This is a genomic window from Pseudomonas sp. zfem001, assembly GCF_032621725.1.
GTDB classification, from domain to species: domain Bacteria; phylum Pseudomonadota; class Gammaproteobacteria; order Pseudomonadales; family Pseudomonadaceae; genus Aquipseudomonas; species Aquipseudomonas sediminis.
Genome location: NZ_JAVYJI010000001.1, coordinates 1,523,248 through 1,539,335 on the forward strand (window position 1 = coordinate 1,523,248; position 16,088 = coordinate 1,539,335).

Here is a 16,088-nt window from a genome sequence, read left to right on the forward strand (position 1 = left end):
GTGTGACGGTTATAAGCGACCATTATGACCAAATGATGACGGTCAAATGACCGCGTGCGACGGCGAGTCGCACAGCCAGTCGCGCATTGTGGCATGACGCGCCACCTTCCGGCCTCCTCGTGGTCAGAGTAGTCTTCAGCACCTGCATCGATGAGCTCACGGCATGCTCCAAGACCTGATCCGCCAGTTTGGCTACCCGGCACTGGTACTCGGCACCTTCCTCGAAGGTGAGGTATCGCTGCTGCTGGCCGCCTACATGGCCGTGCGCAACGTGCTGGAGATCGAATGGGTGGCGCTGTGCGCCTTTCTCGGCACCTTCGCCAGCGATCAACTCTGGTACTACTTAGGCCGTCGCCATGGCCGCGCGCTGCTGGCACGCAAGCCGCGCTGGCAACCGCTGGGCGAACGTGCCAGTGCGTTGATCCAGCGCTACCCGGATCTTTGGGTCCTGTGTTTCCGCTTCCTCTATGGCCTGCGCACGGTAATGCCGCTGACCATCGGCCTGTCCGGCTATTCCTGGCGCCGCTACTTGCTGCTCGATGCCATCGGCGCCGGCGTCTGGGCCGGCGGTATCAGCCTGCTGGCCTACAGCCTGGGCAATGCCATGGGTGGCCTGCTCGAAGAGCTGCGCAACTACCAGGTCATCCTGCTCGCGGCTGTGGTCCTGCTGCTTTCCCTGGCCTGGCTACACCGGTGGCGTCAGCGCCGGCGCGGCTGAGCCACGCACCAGCCAGAGCCCCATCAGGCTGAGCAGACTGTAGGCGCTCAGCCACGCCCAGGCGCTGGCATCGAGCGTCAGCATGCCGAGTTCACCGGCCAACCAGAATGCCGGCAGGTTACTCATAAGACGCAGGCACTCCAGCCGCCAGGCATTGCTGCGGTTCTCCAGCCACATACCTATGCTGCAAAGCCCTAGGGCCATCCACAGACATGCCAGCAGCACTGCGCCTATCGCCAGTGAATCGCCCTGCGCCAGCAGCCATACGCCGGCCAGCAGGTAGCAGACGAACTGCAGCAGCGCGTAGATCTGCGCGCCACGCCCCAACGGCACCTCGAACTTGCGGAAGTTGCTCAGGTCCGCCTTGGCCTGCGGGTAACGCGCCGCCACATCGGCAGGGCGCCAACCGGTGGGCATGAACCAGATGCGCAGCCGGTCCCACCATGAGCTGGATCGCTTGGCATCGTTCCACAGCCCGGCATAAACCTGCAGGTTGGCCCACAGCGGGTTCCAGCTGGCCAGCGGCACGGTAACGCCGAAGACCACCGGTTCTTCGTCGAGTTCTTCCTGGAAGGTGCCAAATATTCGATCCCAGACAATGAACACACCGCCGTAATTGCGATCCATGTAGATAGGATTCTGTGCATGGTGCACACGGTGGTTGGACGGGGTGATGAACAACCACTCGAACCAGCCCAGTTTGGGGATGTGCCGGGTATGCACCCAGAACTGATACAGCAGGTTCAGGGCGGCGACGGTAAGGAAGACCAGCGGCGGCACGCCGACCAGCGCCATCGGCAGGTAGAAGATCCAGCCGAAGATGAAACCGGTGCTGGTTTGCCGTAATGCGGTGGAGAGGTTGTAGTCCTCGCTCTGATGGTGCACCGCATGAGCGGCCCAGAGCACGTTGCGCTCATGGCCCAGGCGGTGGTTCCAGTAGTAGCAGAAGTCGTAGAAGACGAAGGCGAAGAGCCACACCCAGAGGCTGCCTTCGGCCAGTTCGAACAGCGCCAGATGCTCCCAGGCAAAGGCGTAGGTCAGCAGGCCGACCACCTTGGTCAGCACACCGGTCGCCTGCGACAGCACACCGGCGCTGAGGCTGTTGAGGGCATCGGCCAGGCGATAGGTACGCATACCGCGCCAGCGGTCAGCGAGCAATTCCAGGCCGATCAGCAGGAAAAAGAAGGGCACTGCGTAAAGAACGTAATTCATGACTGCGCCATATCGTTGTACTTGTGTCGGGAATGAGCTGTTATTCATCCTATGCGCAGCTTCGTCAGGCTTCGCGGCGGCGAATGACAGTCCGAGTGGCATTTGGCGACAACCCCAGCATTGGTAATACCCGCGCCCGTTTCAAGGTCGCGTCTTTCCTCACCAGGAGTCGAGCATGAGCAAGAAAGTGGCAGTGATTCTGTCCGGCTGTGGCGTCTACGATGGCGCCGAGATCCATGAAAGCGTGATCACCCTGCTGCGCCTCGACCAGCGTGGTGCCGAAGTCCAGTGTTTCGCCCCCAACGTGCCGCAGCTGCACGTGGTCGATCACTACAGCGGCGACGAGATGAACGAAACACGCAACGTGCTGGTGGAATCGGCTCGCATCGCCCGCGGCCAGATCAAGGACGTCAAGCTGCTGCACATGGCAGAGTTCGACGCGCTGATCCTGCCCGGCGGCTTCGGCGTAGCGAAGAACCTCTCCGACTTCGCCACCAGCGGTGCCGGCTGCACCGTGCAACCTGACGTGCTGGCGGCTTGCAAGGCGTTCGTCGATGCCGGCAAGCCGGTTGGCCTGATCTGCATCGCCCCGGCGCTGGCCGCGAAGATCTTCGGCGCTGGCGTGATCTGCACCATCGGCAACGACGCGGACACCGCCAGTGCGCTGACCCAGATGGGCGCCGAGCACCAAGAGTGTGAGGTCAGCGAAATCGTCGAAGACGAGGCTCGCAAGCTGGTGACCACGCCGGCCTATATGCTCGCCAAGTCCATCGCCGAGGCAGCGTCGGGCATCAACAAACTGGTCGACCGCGTGCTGGAGCTGGCGCACCACTGATTTTCAGGCGTCGGCATGTGGCGTTGCGCCTGAATTAACGCCGGGGCCCAATGGGGTGGGCGGCGTTCCGTTTTAGCCCACCTTGATTGCCATTGGTGGGCTGAAGCTGAAACGGAACGCACCCGAATCCTCCCACAGGAGTCAGGCCGATCCGGCCAATGCTCAGGGCACTCCTGCATTGCCTCTGGCCAAGTCTTGCGCGGTACTGCAGCGTGGCGACAGGATTTCTTGGAGCCCCTGCCATGTCCCAGCCTTTCGTCCTCAGCCCCGACCTGCAACAGGCGGTGGCCAGTTTCTTTAAGCGCATCCCCTTCAATCAGGTGCTCGGTATCGAGCTCGATGAGCTGAGCCCCGAGCGGGTGACCATGCACCTGCCGATGAAGCCCGAACTGATCGGCAACTTCGTCCACGGCATTCTGCACGGCGGGGTGATTTCCTCCCTGCTCGACGTCTGTGGCGGCGCCATGGCGCTGATCGGCGCCTTCGCCAATCACCAGCACCTGCCGCCTGCCGAGCGCATGAGCAAACTGTCCAAGCTCGGCACCATCGACCTGCGTATCGACTACCTGCGCCCCGGTCGCGGCCAGCGTTTCACTGCCACGGCCATGCCGTTGCGCGCCGGTAACAAGGTGGCGGTCATTCGTATGGAGCTGCACAACGACGAGGGCGTGCTGGTGGCGGTAGGCACTGGCACCTATCTGTGTGGGTAGTGGCAACGCACATTGTGGGAGGAGATTAAGCCGCGACTGGCGCCCAGCTCGCTCATCACCGGCGTACTGCTTCGCGAGTACACCCTACGCGCCTCCCAAGCAGAAATCCGGGGCAGCTAGCGACTCAGCCGTGTGAGAATTCGATCCAGCGAGTTGGCGAACGCCTGCCGATCCTTTTCCGAATACGGCGCCTGACCACCGCCCACCTGCCCCTGCTCACGCAGGTCGGTGAACAGGTTACGCACCGCCAGACGCTCGCCCATGTTGCGTTCGTCGAACTCGCGACCACGCGGGTCGAGCGCAGCCACACCCTTCTTCACCAAACGGTCGGCCAGTGGCACATCGCTGCAGATCACCAGCTCGCCGGGCACGGCGTGCTCCACCAAATGATCATCGGCGGCGTCCGGCCCGCTGGGCACCACGATCAGTTTCACGCAGGCGAAATTCGGCCGGGCGACGGCCTGACCGGCTACCAGCACCACTTCGAAGCCTCGTTTGAGGGCGAACTTGACCACCTGGTCCCGCGCTGCCCGGGGGCAAGCGTCGGCGTCGATCCATACGCGCATGCAGCAACTTCCGCAGAACAATCAGCGCGCAGTATGCCAGCTGACGACTCGATCAGGCGTTGTAGAAAGGCTCGCAGCGCTCACGCACGGCGCGCGACAGGTTGTCGTCGGCCAGCTCGATAAGGTCCAGTTCCACTTCATCGGGCAGCAGCTCGGCTACCAGCGCAGCCAGGCGCCGCTGACCGCGCACATCGGCACCGGAAATCGCCAGCAGCAAGCGCGGCTGCGGGCCGATGGCCGGATCGCGCAACGCAGCGAGAAAAGCTTCGCGCACAGCTAGCTGGGCACAGGCCGCAGACAGGGCCTGCTCCAGGGGAGGATGACGCAGAGCAGCCAACGCCAGATCAGGACTGTCGGCGTAGTGAGTGGAGTGGATCGAGGAAGACATGCGCGCACTCGGCAGAGAAATTGGAGCCAGCCTAGGTGCACTGGGACCCGCTGTCGTGGCAGCGGTTCACGCTATCGCGCAACGAGGGCGAGCAAAGTCGCCCTCGTTCACGCCTTTTCCAGCGGCTCAGGCCTGAGCTGCTGCGCGGCGCCGTTCACCCAGCAGGCTGCGCCCATACAGCAGCGCGATACCGGCCAGCGCCAGGCCCTGCGCCGACAGGCTCCAGGCATCGGCATGAATGCCCAACCAGTCGAACTCGAAGAAGGCCACCGGACGAGTGCCGAGCACACCGGCCTCCTGCAACGCGGCCACACCATGGCCGGCGAAGACCACGGACAGCACGCACAGCAGCACCGCGTTGACGCCGAAGAAGGTCGCCAGCGGCAGTTTGCGCGAACCGCGCAGAATCACCCATGCCAGGCCGATCAGCAGCACCAGCGCCGCGCCGGCGCCAGCCAGCACCGCACCGTGCCCGGCAGGACCGGCCTGCAGCCAGAGGGTTTCGTAGAACAGGATGACTTCGAACAGCTCACGATAGACCGAGAAAAACGCCAGTAGGGCGAAACCGAAGCGACCACCGCCACCGACCAGGCTGCTCTTGATGTAGTCCTGCCAGGCCGCAGCGTGGCGGCGATCGTGCATCCACACGCCAACCCACAGCAGCACCACACTGGCGAACAGCGCCGTGGCGCCTTCCAGCAGCTCACGCTGAGCGCCACTGATGTCGATCAGGTAGGCGGCCACCGCCCAGGTCGCGACACCGGCCAGCAATGCCAGGCCCCAGCCGATGTGCACACTGCGTACCGCCTGCTGCTGCCCGGTATTGCGCAGAAAGGCGAGGATCGCCGCCAGTACCAGAATCGCCTCGAGCCCCTCGCGCAGCAGAATCAACAGGCTGGCGAAGAAGCTCAGGCTGTCATCCATCGCGCCATCGGCCAGCAGCGCCGCAGACTTGTCCAGCTCCACCTTGGCCTGTTCCAGCGCCTGTGTCGCCTGTGCGACGCCAGCGCCATCCTGCAGCGCCTGGCGGTAGGCCATCAGGGCACGCTCGGTGGTCTTGCGCTGCACTGCATCGAGGTTGTCGAGAGCACCTTCGACCAGTTCGAAGCCTTCCAGGTAGGCGCCGACGGAGAGGTCATAGGCCTGCTCACGATCACCCTCGCGGTAGGCCTGGAGACTGCGCTCCAAGGTCGAGCGGGTGTAGCCGATCAATTGTTGCGGGCCGCGCTGCTCCAGCACCGGATGCGCGCGCTGGGCGCGAAACGCGGCGACATCGCCGCCAGCTGCGTCGATCTCGGCAGGCGTGCGCCCTGCCAGCTCACTCATGGCGAAGCGCGTCTGCCCCTGTGCCGGCGCGGCGCTGAAGCCGGCGATGTAGGCGGCCAGATCCCAACGTTGGCGTTCGTCGAGCTGATCGGCGAAAGCCGGCATATCGGTGCCTTCAATGCCCAGGCCGAGCGTGTTGTAGAGGTCATACAGGCTCAGGCGATCCAGACGCGCGGCGTCACGCAGATTGGCCGGCGCCGGCTCCAGACCGATGCCGGCAGGCCCATCGCCCAGGCCGGTTTCGCCATGGCACACCGAACAATGCTGCGCGTAGAGCGGCGCGCCGCGTTCCGGGTCAGGCGTCAGCACGGGGGTCTGCGCCACCTGATAGAGCTCGGCCAGGCGTGCGCCCAGCTTGCGCGCGGCGCCTGCGACCTCATCGCCCGGTTGGCGCTGGACAATCGCCTGGTGCAGATCGCGCACGCCCTGCTCCAACTCGGCACGGCCAGCTTGAGCCGGCAAGGCGACGATCAAGCCCTGCAGCACGTCGAGAAACTCCAGTTGCTCCTGGTATTCACCGGCATCGATGATCTGGCCATCGGCAACGGTGGCCGGGTAATCAGCGCCGATGTAGCCAATCAGATGCAGCGCCTGCGCGGCGCCATCGAGGGGCTCGGCAACAGCGAGAAAGCTGAGGCTGGCCAGCAATGGCAGCATCAGCCAGGAAAGGGAGAAACGAAAGCGGATCATTAATGCATCCCAAACGAGAATGGGTGGCATTAAATTGTTGCCGGCCTAACGACCAAGCACAAGAACAATCTGAAATATCTGGTAACAATCAGCCGAGCGGAACCTGAAAGTCCGTCCTGCCCGCGCAGGCGGGCACCCAGAATCGGCGAATCAACTGGGCTCCCGCCTTCGCGGGAGTGACGATGAATGACTCTTTCAGAACATCCCTGACAAACGCTATCGGTCAGCGTTGAACGATAGTAAATGGGGCTCAGACAGCGGCGCGCTTGACCGTTGCCAGCAAGCCAGCAGCAGCGGCGAACAGTGCGGCGAAACTGCGGTTCATCACCCGCTGCTGACGCGGTGTGCGCAGCAGCCGCAGGACGCGCGAAGCGAGGCCGGTGTAGCCGGCCATGACGATCAGATCCACGATGATCATGGTCACGCCCATCACCAGATACTGCGCCAGTAGTGGCTCATGCGGGTTGATGAACTGCGGCAGTACCGCGAGCATGAAGACGATGGCCTTGGGGTTGCTGAAGTTGACCAGAAAACCGCGCAACACCAGGGTCAGTGGCCGACCAATAGGCCGCTCGGCCGCACCGGCATCTAGATCGCTGGGCAGCGCGACCCACTGCTTGTATGCGAGGAACACCAGATAGGCCACGCCGAACCACTTGATCAGGCTGAAGGCCAGGGCCGAAGCGGCCAGGATGGCACCCACGCCCGCGGCGACGATGGCGATCTGCAGCGCCAGACCAAGCTGCAAGCCAAGCGCGTTCCAGTAACCACGCCAGAAACCATATTGCATACCGGCCGACATCGACGCCACGGCACCGGCACCCGGCGACAGGCTGATCACCCAGCAGGCGACGAAGAAAGCGAGCCAGGTTTCCAAAGCCATGATGCGTACCTCGAGAAGCTGAAATCAGGGGAAGAGCAGCACAGCCTACTCCGGCGCCAGCGTCTCGACTAGCGGCTCAGCGCCAGCGGCGTACCGAGCGTTGGAAGAACAGGCTGTTGGGTACCTGCAACACGGCGCCGGAAGCGTCCTCAGTGAGGTCCTGCAGGGTGGTGTAGAACAGGTTGATGGCGATGACCCTGCCCTTCACACCCGGCTTGTCAGCGCTATCGATCACCTCGACCGTGTCGCCGATACGGAACGGCCCCATGGTGAAGATCAGCAGCGCACAGAACATGTTCGACAGCACGCTCCAGATGGCGAAGAACGCCACCGCGGCGACAGCAGTGAAACCGGTCAGCGCCGTCCACAGCACGGTGGCCGAAACCCCAAGGCGCTCCAGCACCATGAGCAGTGCGCTGCCCATGATCAGCCAGCGCACCAGCCCCCGCAGCGGCTGCAGCACTTCTGGCGGCAGCAGGCTGTAACGCGCGCCGAGACGGCTGATGGCACGGGTCAGAATGCGTTGGGCAACCCACGCCAGCAGGATGATCAGCAGTACCTGGCCGGTGCGAATCAGCGGGTCGCGCCAGGCCATCAGCAAATCTAACTGTTCCATCACTCGGCTTCCTCCAGTTGCTGCTGCAACGCCTCCAGGGTTTCCAGCGCCAGCAGCCAGGCTTCCTCAAGTTCGGCCTCGCGGGTCTTGAGCTGTGCCTGTTCGGCCAGGCGCTGACGCAGCTCATCCTTGCGAGCGGACTCGTACAGACCACTGTCGCTCAGTTGGGTTTCGACGGCGGCGAGCTTTTCCTGCACCTTGCCCAGCTCCTGTTCGAGCTTTTCCGCCTGTTTCTTGTGCGGTGCCAGTTGCTGGCGCAACGCCGCAGCGGCCTGGCGCTGGGCGCGCTTGTCGGTCTTGTCCGCGCCACCTTCGGCCGGCGCACTCGCTGGTGCCTGACGCTGACGGTAATCGACCAGCCAGCGCGCATAGTCGTCCAGATCGCCGTCGAATGGCACCACGCGGCCTTCAGCGACCAGCAGGAACTCGTCAGTGGTGCTCTTGAGCAGATGGCGATCGTGCGATACCACCACCACGGCGCCGGCGAATTCCTGCAAGGCCATGGTCAGGGCCAGGCGCATTTCCAGGTCGAGGTGGTTGGTCGGTTCGTCGAGCAGCAGCAGGTTGGGCTTGCCCCAGGCGATCAACGCCAGGGCCAGACGCGCCTTCTCGCCACCGGAGAAATTCACCACCGGCTCGTCACAACGTGCGCCACGGAAGTCGAAGCCACCGAGGAAATCACGCAGGGTCTGCTCGCGCTCGCTCGGCGCCAGACGCTGCAAATGCAGCAACGGGCTGGCTTTGTCGTCCAGCGAATCGAGCTGGTGCTGGGCGAAATAGCCGATCACCAGGTTCTCACCGCGGCTCAGGCTGCCGCTCAGCGGCTGCAGCTCGGCCGACAGGTTCTTGATCAGCGTCGACTTTCCCGCGCCGTTAGGGCCGAGCAGGCCAATGCGCGCGCCGGGCACCAGGCTCAGCTTGACCTGCTGCAGCACGGTCTTGTCGCCGTAGCCGAGGCGACCTTCGCTGAGGCTGAGCAGCGGCGTAGAAATCTTCTCGGCCTCGCGGAAGACGAAGTCGAAGGGTGAGTCGACATGCGCTGCGCTCAGCTCTTCCATGCGCTCCAGCGCCTTGATCCGGCTCTGCGCCTGGCGGGCTTTGGTGGCCTGGGCCTTGAAGCGGGCGATGTACTTTTCCATGTGCGCGCGCTGCGCCTGCTGCTTCTCGTAGGCCTGCTGCTGCTGGGCCAGGCGTTCGGCACGGGTACGTTCGAAGGCCGTGTAGCCGCCGCGGTACAGGTTCAGCTTGCGCTGCTCGACATGGGCGACGTGGTCGACCACCGCGTCGAGAAAATCGCGGTCGTGGGAGATCAGCAGCAGGGTGCCGGGGTAGCTCTGCAACCAACCTTCCAGCCAGAGAATGGCGTCCAGATCCAGGTGGTTGGTCGGTTCGTCGAGCAGCAGCAGGTCGGACGGACACATCAGCGCCTGGGCCAGGTTCAGACGCATGCGCCAGCCACCGGAGAAGTCGCCGACACGGCGATCCATCTGCGCATTCTCGAACCCCAGGCCGGCCAGCAGCTTGCGTGCGCGCGCGTCGGCGGTATAGCCGTCGGCGCTGTCCAGCTCGCTGTGCAGGCGGGCGATGGCGGCGCCATCATGACTCTGCTCGGCAGCGGCCAGTTCGGCCTGCACGCGGCGCAGGTTGTGATCGCCGTCGAGCACATAATCCACCGCCAGCCGATCGAGGGTGTCGACCTCCTGGCGCATATGGGCGATACGCCAGTCACCAGGCAGCAGGCAATCGCCGGCGTCCGGGGTCAGCTCACCGCGCAACAGGGCGAACAGGCTGGATTTGCCGGCGCCATTGGCGCCGATCAGACCGGCCTTGTGGCCGGCGTGCAGGGTCATCTCGGCGCCTTCGAGCAGGCGTTGCGGACCACGCTGTAGAGTGAGGTTCTGGAGTCGGATCATAATGGCGGCGGAGTCTATCAGTTTCGCCCCGAAATCGCCTGGGAGGCCGCGTGCAGGATCTGTGGAATTTCGCCGTGCAACTCTACGCTCGCCCGGGCGTGGAAAGTGCCTGTCTTCAGTTGCAGGATGCAGGCTGCGATGTCTGCCTGTTGCTGACCGGCGCCTGGCTGGAGCAGCGCGGCGTTCCTTGCCGGGACGATTATCTAAACGCCCTTCGCGACCTGGCGCAGCCCTGGCAGCAGAACGTCGTCATGCCACTGCGGCAGACACGCCAGCAATGGCGGGCAGCAGCGAGCCAGGATGCCGAACTGGCGCCCCTGCGCGAGCAACTCAAACGATTGGAGCAGGAAGCCGAGCGACTGTTGCTGAAAAGACTGGAAGCCCTGACCAGGGATTGGCCGAGCGAGAACGCGGGCAGCGACTGGCTGCAGCCCCTTGCCGGAAATGACAGCGCCGCGCTGCATGTGCTGCGCGGCGCCGTTGCCGCCCGTTAGGACGCGTTCGACGTACCTGGAGCAGCGGCACCATTGCTGGCCGCGGCAGGCGCCGGAGCGGCGGCGGGAGCTACGGGAGCAGTCGCGGCCTTGGGCTGCGCCGGCTTGACCGGGGCTTTTGCAGCCGCGGGTTTGGCAGCAGCGGGTTTCGCTGGGGCTTTTGCAGCGGCTGGCTTGGCGGCAGCCGGTTTAGCTGGGGCTTTCGCAGCAGCTGGCTTGGCAGCAGCCGGTTTGGCCGGCGCCTTCGCAGCAGCTGGCTTGGCAGCAGCCGGTTTGGCCGGCGCCTTCGCAGTAGCTGGCTTGGCAGAAGCAGGTTTAGCCGGTGCTTTTGCAGCTGCAGGCTTGGCAGCGGCCGGTTTGGACGGCGCTTTTGCAGCAGCTGGCTTGGCGGCAGCTGGTTTGGCCGGCGCTTTTGCAGCAGCTGGCTTGGCAGCAGCGGGTTTAGCCGGTGCTTTTGCAGCTGCAGGCTTGGCAGCGGCCGGTTTGGCTGGGGTTTTCGTAGCGGCGGGTTTGGCCGCGGCAGCCTTGGCTGGAGCCTTCTTGGCAGGAGCCTTGGCAGCTACCGGCTTCTTCGCAGCTGCGGGTTTGCTGGCAGGTTTAGCGGCGGGAGCAGCCACTTTAGCCTCTCGAACCGACAGGGCCTTGCCTACTGCTTCCTTGACCTTGCCAACACCCTGGGCCAGTTTCAGGCTTTCCTGCGCATCGCGTTTGAGTTGAGCGATATAGGTGCGGGTTTCACTCTGACTGGACTTGAGTGCATCGAGCAACTCTTCCAGGTCGGCGACTGCATCCTTTGCCTTGGCCTGCGCCTTGGCTTTGCCGGCAACAGCGGCGTCCTGCAGCTTGCTGCGGGCCTTGTGCAGTTTTTCCTGAGCCTTGCCACGTTGCTTTTCCAGCTTGGCGAGCAATTTCTCAGCGTCGATCAGAGCTTGCGAGCAGGCATTTTCCAGGTGTTCGAGCAAACTGGCAGACAGTTGGTGCAGCAGGTGCAAAGGGGTAGTGATGGACTTCTTCTTGGCCGACATGGCGCGCCTCCAGGCGGATGTGAACGAGCCCATACTAGACGCAGCCGCAAGGCCTCGCCATAGGCCTTTTGGCGAGCCGAGCAGATGCCGAAGTGCGCTGGCATAATCGGCGAGACCTTTTAGCTGTTGCAGAGCACGCTACGGCGCAGCGAAACCTCAACAACCTGCCAAGTATCTTGATCGGGAGACACCGTCATGAGCCGCGCCGTAATCGCCGCCCTCGCCATCTGCTGCAGCCTGGGCGCGCAGGCCGACCAGCACCAGCAGGATCTGGCCTACAGCTTGGGCGTACGCCTTGGCGAGCGACTGCATGAAGAGGTGCCTGACCTGCCACTGAGCGAGCTGCTCGAAGGCCTGCGCCAGGCCTACGAAGGCAAGCCCTTGCGACTCGACGCAGGTCGAATCGAGCAGCTGCTGGATGAACACGAAGCGCGTATCGACGCCTCGCCACAGCGCCACACCAAAGCCATCGAAACCGAGCGGCGCTTTCTCGCCGAGCAAGGTCGCCGCCCGAACGTGCGGGCGCTGGCCAACGGCGTCCTGGTGACGGAGCTAAGCCCTGGCAGCGGCCCGACACCCACCGCTCGCAGCCGAGTGCAGGTGATTTACCGCGGCGAACTGGCCGACGGCAGCGTCTTCGATGAAAGCAGCACGCCGCAGTGGTTTCGCCTGGACAGTCTGATCGCCGGCTGGCGCAGCGCGTTACTGCAAATGCCGAAAGGCGCTCATTGGCGCCTGGTAATTCCAGCGGATCAGGCGTACGGAGAAGAAGGTGCGGGTGACCTGATACCACCCTATGCGCCACTGGTGTTCGATCTGCGCTTGCTCGATGTGGCCGATTGAGCGCCAACCCGGTTTCGAACAGACAAGCGGCCCGGAGCCATCCGGGCCATTGGCATCAGGCGTTCAGATCGCCTCGGCAGCCTGTTCCTGATGGGAGTTGTGCAGCACCTCGATCAGGCAGTCTTCCAGTTCGAAGCGCTCATGCAGCAATTGCCCAAGATGATTGAGCTCCGCCACCAATGAGGTGCTGTCGCGGCAATCGCCATTGTCGCAGTGGTCGTTGAACGCCAGCGCAACCGCGGTAATGGCTTCGATGCGCGGGTAGATCTGCTTGGCCAGCTCCAGACCACGCTGATCGTTGAAGGCCTTGGCCTCGTTGGTCAGTTGTTCGTAGACCTCGAAGTGCCCCGCCGAAACGTAGTCCACCAGCAGCTCGCAGAAGCCCTGCAGAGATTCGCAATTGATGGCAGGTGCCTGTGGCGCTTTGGTGATAGCGGTATAGGCCAGCACCAGTTCGCGGCGCTCACCCAGCCAGCGATCGATCATCTGGTGAACCCCGCCCCAGCGTTCCTGTGCGTTCTGACAACTCTCAAGCATGATGAACCTCGCTTCCCTTGTCGCTGCTGCCTGTTATACGCCCGTTCCCGAGACGTTTTTTATGGCCTGCCATCCTTGCTAGCCACCCTTCTGGCCGTCGCTACGCGACGTTAAAAGCCGAACCCGACGACTTTTTGTCAATCGGCGCCGTCACCTCAGAAAACAGCCGAAAAATGGCGTTTTTCCGGCGGTACGTGCGAGCCAGATTATGCCCGTGGGCACACACCATCAAGGCATCGCAGCGAGAAAATTTCATACGAGCGTTTAATGTCGAAGCCACGAGCGGTATGGCTTCGCGCGATTCGCATTCTCAATCGCGACGCAGCAGCTGGAACAGGCAGAACCCGAGCATGCCGATGAAACCCAGCAGGCTCCACTCGGGGATGCTCATACCGAACAGCGTCCATTTCACCTCGGCGCAGTCAGCACTGCCTTGGAACACCAGGCGCACGATGTCCTGCATCGGCAGAGCTTCCATCATGAACTCGAGGCTCGGCAGGCACGCTTCGAGCTGATCGGCTGGCACGCTCTGCAGCCAGATCTGCCGGCCGGCGGTGGCGGCGCCAGCCCCGGCGAACAGCAGCGCCAGTACCGCGTAAACTCGGCGCCCTACGCTGCCTGGCCCATGGATCGCAGCAATCAGGCAGACCACGCCGAACAACACCACGCAGATGCGTTGCAGCACGCACATCGGGCAGGGCTCCAGCCCAACGACGTGTTCCAGATACAACGCAGCCGCCATCAGCAGTACGCAGCCGATGAATGCCAGGAAAAACAGGGGACGCGGACTGGCCAAGTGCATGGTGGCTCCGGGAGGGAAATCGAGGGCCGTACGGTAGAGGAAAGCGAGGGCGCCTTTCAAGGCGCCCCGTGAATCAGAGTCGGCTGTTCATCATGCTGGAACGCCCCTCCGTCCGCATCCCAAACCTACCGCGGCATTCGGCCGCAGTCATTCAAGCGCTGACGCCCTGCGGTTGAGGCAGAGAGGGCAAGCCTTGATGCAGCAAGCCAAGACTCTCCAGCAGTAGCTGATTGCTACGTTCCAGCTCGCCCAATTGCGCCAGCAGGCGCGCCAATTCGGCACAGGTTTCCGGATGACGCTCGATCTTCAGACTGGTCTCGAAGTAATCGCGCGCCTTGCCCCACAACTGGTTCTGCAGGCACAGGCGGCCCAGGGTCAAGAGCAAGGCCGGGTCCTGCGGATGCTGCTTGAGCCAGAGTTCAGCGGTTTGCAGCTGACGCGCCGGATCGGCGCCACGCAGCACGCCATAGAAGCGCGCCAGGCGGCTGTCGTAGCCACGCTTGAGCGCGCCACGCAAAACCTCTTCGGCCTCTTCCTGTGCGCCCAATCGACGCAATTGCTCGACGTAGGTGGCAATCAGCTCAGGTTCCTGACGCAGCGGTGAAGAAAGCTGTTGCCAGGCCTGGGTCAGAGGCTGCAGTGCTGTTTCTCCGTCGCCCTGACCTAGCTGCCCGGCATCGGCCAGACGACCGCGCCAGGTCTCGCGCTCCAGCTCGTCGAGTTCGGCGGCAGGCAGGGCCTTTTCCTTGCGCAGCTCAGGCAGCAGGCCAAGCAGTGCCGACCAGTCCTGACGCTGCAAATACAGGCGCTGTAGCTGGCGCAACACCAGATGATGGCCCGGATGACGCTCGCGCATCGCCTGCAGGGTCTCTAGCGCAGCCTCACTGTCGCCACGATTGCGTTGCAGCTCGGCGTGGGTCAGGGCAATCGCCAGCTCGGCTTGAGGCTGCTTGCTCAGTGCGCGCTCAAGCAGGGCATCGCTCTGCTCGTGTTGGCCAAGCTTGTTGGCAGCCCGTGCTGCGCCCAGGTAATACATCAACGGTCGGCTGTCGGCTTCGGCAGCGCGGGTCAACTGACGCTGCGCGCGCGCCCAGCGGCCTTCGGCCAAGTCCTGCATGCCCTGTTCGGACGCCAGGCGCACGCGACGACTGCGGTGCAGACGCGACCACGGGTTGGCCAGTCGCGTCGAGCTGAGCAGCAGACGCAACGTCCACTTGATCAGGTAGTACAACACCACGACGACCACCAGCAGGCCAAGGAATGCCCACAGGCCGGACTGATAACGGAAACCCTTGTACGCGAACAACACATAGCCGCGGTCGGCCTCGATAGCCAGGCTGAGCAGATACAACCCGACTGCGACGGCCAGCAGTAGCAGAAGCCAGATCAGGCGTCTCATTGCGCCTCCTCGGCCGCAGCGGCCCCCTGCCGACGTTGCGCCTGCTTGCGTTTCAGGTACGCCTGCAGTGCATCGAGCGAGTCACTCAGGTCAGGCACCTTGACCTCGATACTGGCATCGGCCAGTTCCTTGAAGCGCTGGCGCAGGGCACGACTGTCCGGATTGTCCAGATTGAAGTGGGCGTCGAGGATTTCCTCGGCCTGCTTCAATGACTGCTGGTAGACACCGGTCTGACCATGCAGCGCGGCCCACTGTGCCTGCTCCAGCGCCAACGACAGACTCAGGCGCACCTGCGACAGGCTTTGCCCGGACAGCAGCGGACGCACGTTGCGATCGGCATCGAATTCGATACGGAAGTACTCCGAAAGCTTCTTCACCCACTCGCCCCACCAGGCGCTGCCATCGCCTTCGGCTGCCAGATCGGAAAGCACATCGCCTTGCCCTTCGAAGGTCGGCGCCAGGGGATTGAGGGTTGCTGCCTGCTCACGCAAGGCGCCCAGTTGCAGGAACAGGCCAACGCGATCCGGGCGCGCCGTGGTGCGCAGCGCTTCCAGGCTACGGCTGAGTTGCTCGCGGGCGGCGAAGGCCGCAGGGTCGTCCTGCTCACGGAGGATTTCATCGGCCGCCAACACCAGTGCTTCGGCGCTGGCGACATCCTGCAATGCCGACAACCGCAAAGTCGCCAGGCGCAGCAGGTGCTCGGCTTCGTCCAGACGCCAATCCTGGCGGCTGCCATCGAGCACGCTTTCCAGACGCTGGCTCATACGCTGCTGATCGTTCTGCAGGTTAGCCAGCAGGCGGCGGCGCTCGTCCAGTTCAGCTGCGCTGGGCAGAGCGGACAGGCGCGAATCCAGGCGCTGGGCCAATTCATCCACTTTCTTCGCGCTGTCGTCGCGGGTGCGCTGCAGGTCTTCGGCCTGCTGCTGGTCCCGGCTCTGCATTTCATGCAGTTGCCAGAGGCTCCAGCCACCGGCACCGGCACCTGTCAAACCGATCAGCAGGGCGAATGCGGCAAGACCGCTACCACCACTGCGAGGTGACTTCGCGGGTGGCGGTGTGGGGGTGGGTTTCACGGCTTCGCTGGCCGGTTTTTCTTCTGGCGTGTTCGGGGTGGATGCTTCGCTCACGTAT

17 protein-coding genes are annotated in these 16,088 nt (G+C 63.7%); 5 read left to right on the forward strand and 12 right to left on the reverse strand.

Features of this window, described 5'->3' with window-relative positions:
* Positions 1-163 precede the first annotated feature (163 nt).
* Positions 164-718, forward strand: a complete 555-nt coding sequence (locus RTH74_RS07120) for a DedA family protein (protein WP_099524644.1) — start codon at positions 164-166, stop codon at positions 716-718.
* On the opposite strand, the gene RTH74_RS07125 is transcribed toward RTH74_RS07120, so the two are convergent.
* On the reverse strand, positions 686-1,930 hold the full coding sequence (locus RTH74_RS07125; protein WP_316914202.1) for a sterol desaturase family protein: 1,245 nt from the start codon (positions 1,928-1,930) through the stop codon (positions 686-688). The two genes, RTH74_RS07120 and RTH74_RS07125, sit on opposite strands and share 33 nt — an antisense overlap.
* A 175-nt stretch (positions 1,931-2,105) precedes the next feature.
* Here RTH74_RS07125 and elbB point away from each other — a divergent pair, with 175 nt between their 5' ends.
* Entirely contained in the window at positions 2,106-2,765 is a 660-nt protein-coding gene (gene elbB, locus RTH74_RS07130) for an isoprenoid biosynthesis glyoxalase ElbB (RefSeq protein ID WP_106735080.1), read from the forward strand.
* Between the two features lie 242 nt (positions 2,766-3,007).
* Complete coding sequence (locus tag RTH74_RS07135) at positions 3,008-3,475, forward strand: thioesterase family protein (RefSeq protein ID WP_106735079.1); 468 nt, start codon at positions 3,008-3,010, stop codon at positions 3,473-3,475.
* Positions 3,476-3,591: 116 nt separating this feature from the next.
* Here RTH74_RS07135 and RTH74_RS07140 read toward each other — a convergent pair whose 3' ends face one another.
* The 6 genes from RTH74_RS07140 to RTH74_RS07165 all read right to left on the reverse strand — a co-directional run bounded on the left by RTH74_RS07140 (position 3,592) and on the right by RTH74_RS07165 (position 9,857).
* Entirely contained in the window at positions 3,592-4,041 is a 450-nt protein-coding gene (locus tag RTH74_RS07140) for a YaiI/YqxD family protein (protein ID WP_099524651.1), read from the reverse strand.
* A gap of 52 nt (positions 4,042-4,093) precedes the next feature.
* Entirely contained in the window at positions 4,094-4,429 is a 336-nt protein-coding gene (locus tag RTH74_RS07145; RefSeq protein WP_179546132.1) for an enhanced serine sensitivity protein SseB C-terminal domain-containing protein, read from the reverse strand.
* 126 nt (positions 4,430-4,555) lie between these two features.
* Positions 4,556-6,445: a cytochrome c/FTR1 family iron permease gene (locus tag RTH74_RS07150; protein WP_316914203.1), complete on the reverse strand. Its 1,890-nt coding sequence runs from the start codon at positions 6,443-6,445 to the stop codon at positions 4,556-4,558.
* 250 nt (positions 6,446-6,695) lie between these two features.
* A complete protein-coding gene (locus tag RTH74_RS07155) occupies positions 6,696-7,328 on the reverse strand; it encodes a LysE family transporter (RefSeq protein ID WP_316914204.1) in 633 nt (210 codons plus the stop codon).
* Between the two features lie 76 nt (positions 7,329-7,404).
* Entirely contained in the window at positions 7,405-7,944 is a 540-nt protein-coding gene (locus RTH74_RS07160) for a mechanosensitive ion channel family protein (protein WP_099524658.1), read from the reverse strand.
* Complete coding sequence (locus RTH74_RS07165) at positions 7,944-9,857, reverse strand: ATP-binding cassette domain-containing protein (protein ID WP_316914205.1); 1,914 nt, start codon at positions 9,855-9,857, stop codon at positions 7,944-7,946. The genes RTH74_RS07160 and RTH74_RS07165 overlap by 1 nt, the downstream gene beginning before the upstream one ends.
* A gap of 50 nt (positions 9,858-9,907) precedes the next feature.
* Between RTH74_RS07165 and RTH74_RS07170 the strand changes: the two genes are divergently transcribed.
* The gene (locus RTH74_RS07170) at positions 9,908-10,351 is read left to right on the forward strand and encodes a TIGR02444 family protein (protein WP_106735076.1); all 444 of its coding nucleotides are present in this window, start codon (positions 9,908-9,910) and stop codon (positions 10,349-10,351) included.
* Here RTH74_RS07170 and RTH74_RS07175 read toward each other — a convergent pair.
* On the reverse strand, positions 10,348-11,376 hold the full coding sequence (locus RTH74_RS07175) for an AlgP family protein (RefSeq protein ID WP_106735075.1): 1,029 nt from the start codon (positions 11,374-11,376) through the stop codon (positions 10,348-10,350). The genes RTH74_RS07170 and RTH74_RS07175 overlap by 4 nt on opposite strands.
* A gap of 195 nt (positions 11,377-11,571) precedes the next feature.
* On the opposite strand from RTH74_RS07175, the gene RTH74_RS07180 reads away from it, so the two are divergent.
* On the forward strand, positions 11,572-12,219 hold the full coding sequence (locus RTH74_RS07180; RefSeq protein WP_316914206.1) for an FKBP-type peptidyl-prolyl cis-trans isomerase: 648 nt from the start codon (positions 11,572-11,574) through the stop codon (positions 12,217-12,219).
* A 63-nt stretch (positions 12,220-12,282) separates the two neighbouring features.
* Here RTH74_RS07180 and rsd read toward each other — a convergent pair whose 3' ends face one another.
* From rsd to RTH74_RS07200, 4 genes are all read right to left on the reverse strand, one after another.
* Positions 12,283-12,756 (reverse strand): sigma D regulator, encoded by a 474-nt coding sequence (rsd, locus tag RTH74_RS07185; protein WP_099524667.1) that lies wholly within the window; start codon positions 12,754-12,756, stop codon positions 12,283-12,285.
* 310 nt (positions 12,757-13,066) lie between these two features.
* Positions 13,067-13,558, reverse strand: coding sequence for a disulfide bond formation protein B (locus RTH74_RS07190; RefSeq protein WP_099524669.1), 492 nt, complete (start codon positions 13,556-13,558; stop codon positions 13,067-13,069).
* A 151-nt stretch (positions 13,559-13,709) separates the two neighbouring features.
* A complete protein-coding gene (locus tag RTH74_RS07195) occupies positions 13,710-14,957 on the reverse strand; it encodes a heme biosynthesis HemY N-terminal domain-containing protein (protein ID WP_106735073.1) in 1,248 nt (415 codons plus the stop codon).
* Positions 14,954-16,084 (reverse strand): uroporphyrinogen-III C-methyltransferase, encoded by a 1,131-nt coding sequence (locus RTH74_RS07200; RefSeq protein WP_316914207.1) that lies wholly within the window; start codon positions 16,082-16,084, stop codon positions 14,954-14,956. Before RTH74_RS07200 ends, RTH74_RS07195 begins: the two co-directional genes overlap by 4 nt.
* Between the last annotated feature and the right edge of the window lie 4 nt (positions 16,085-16,088).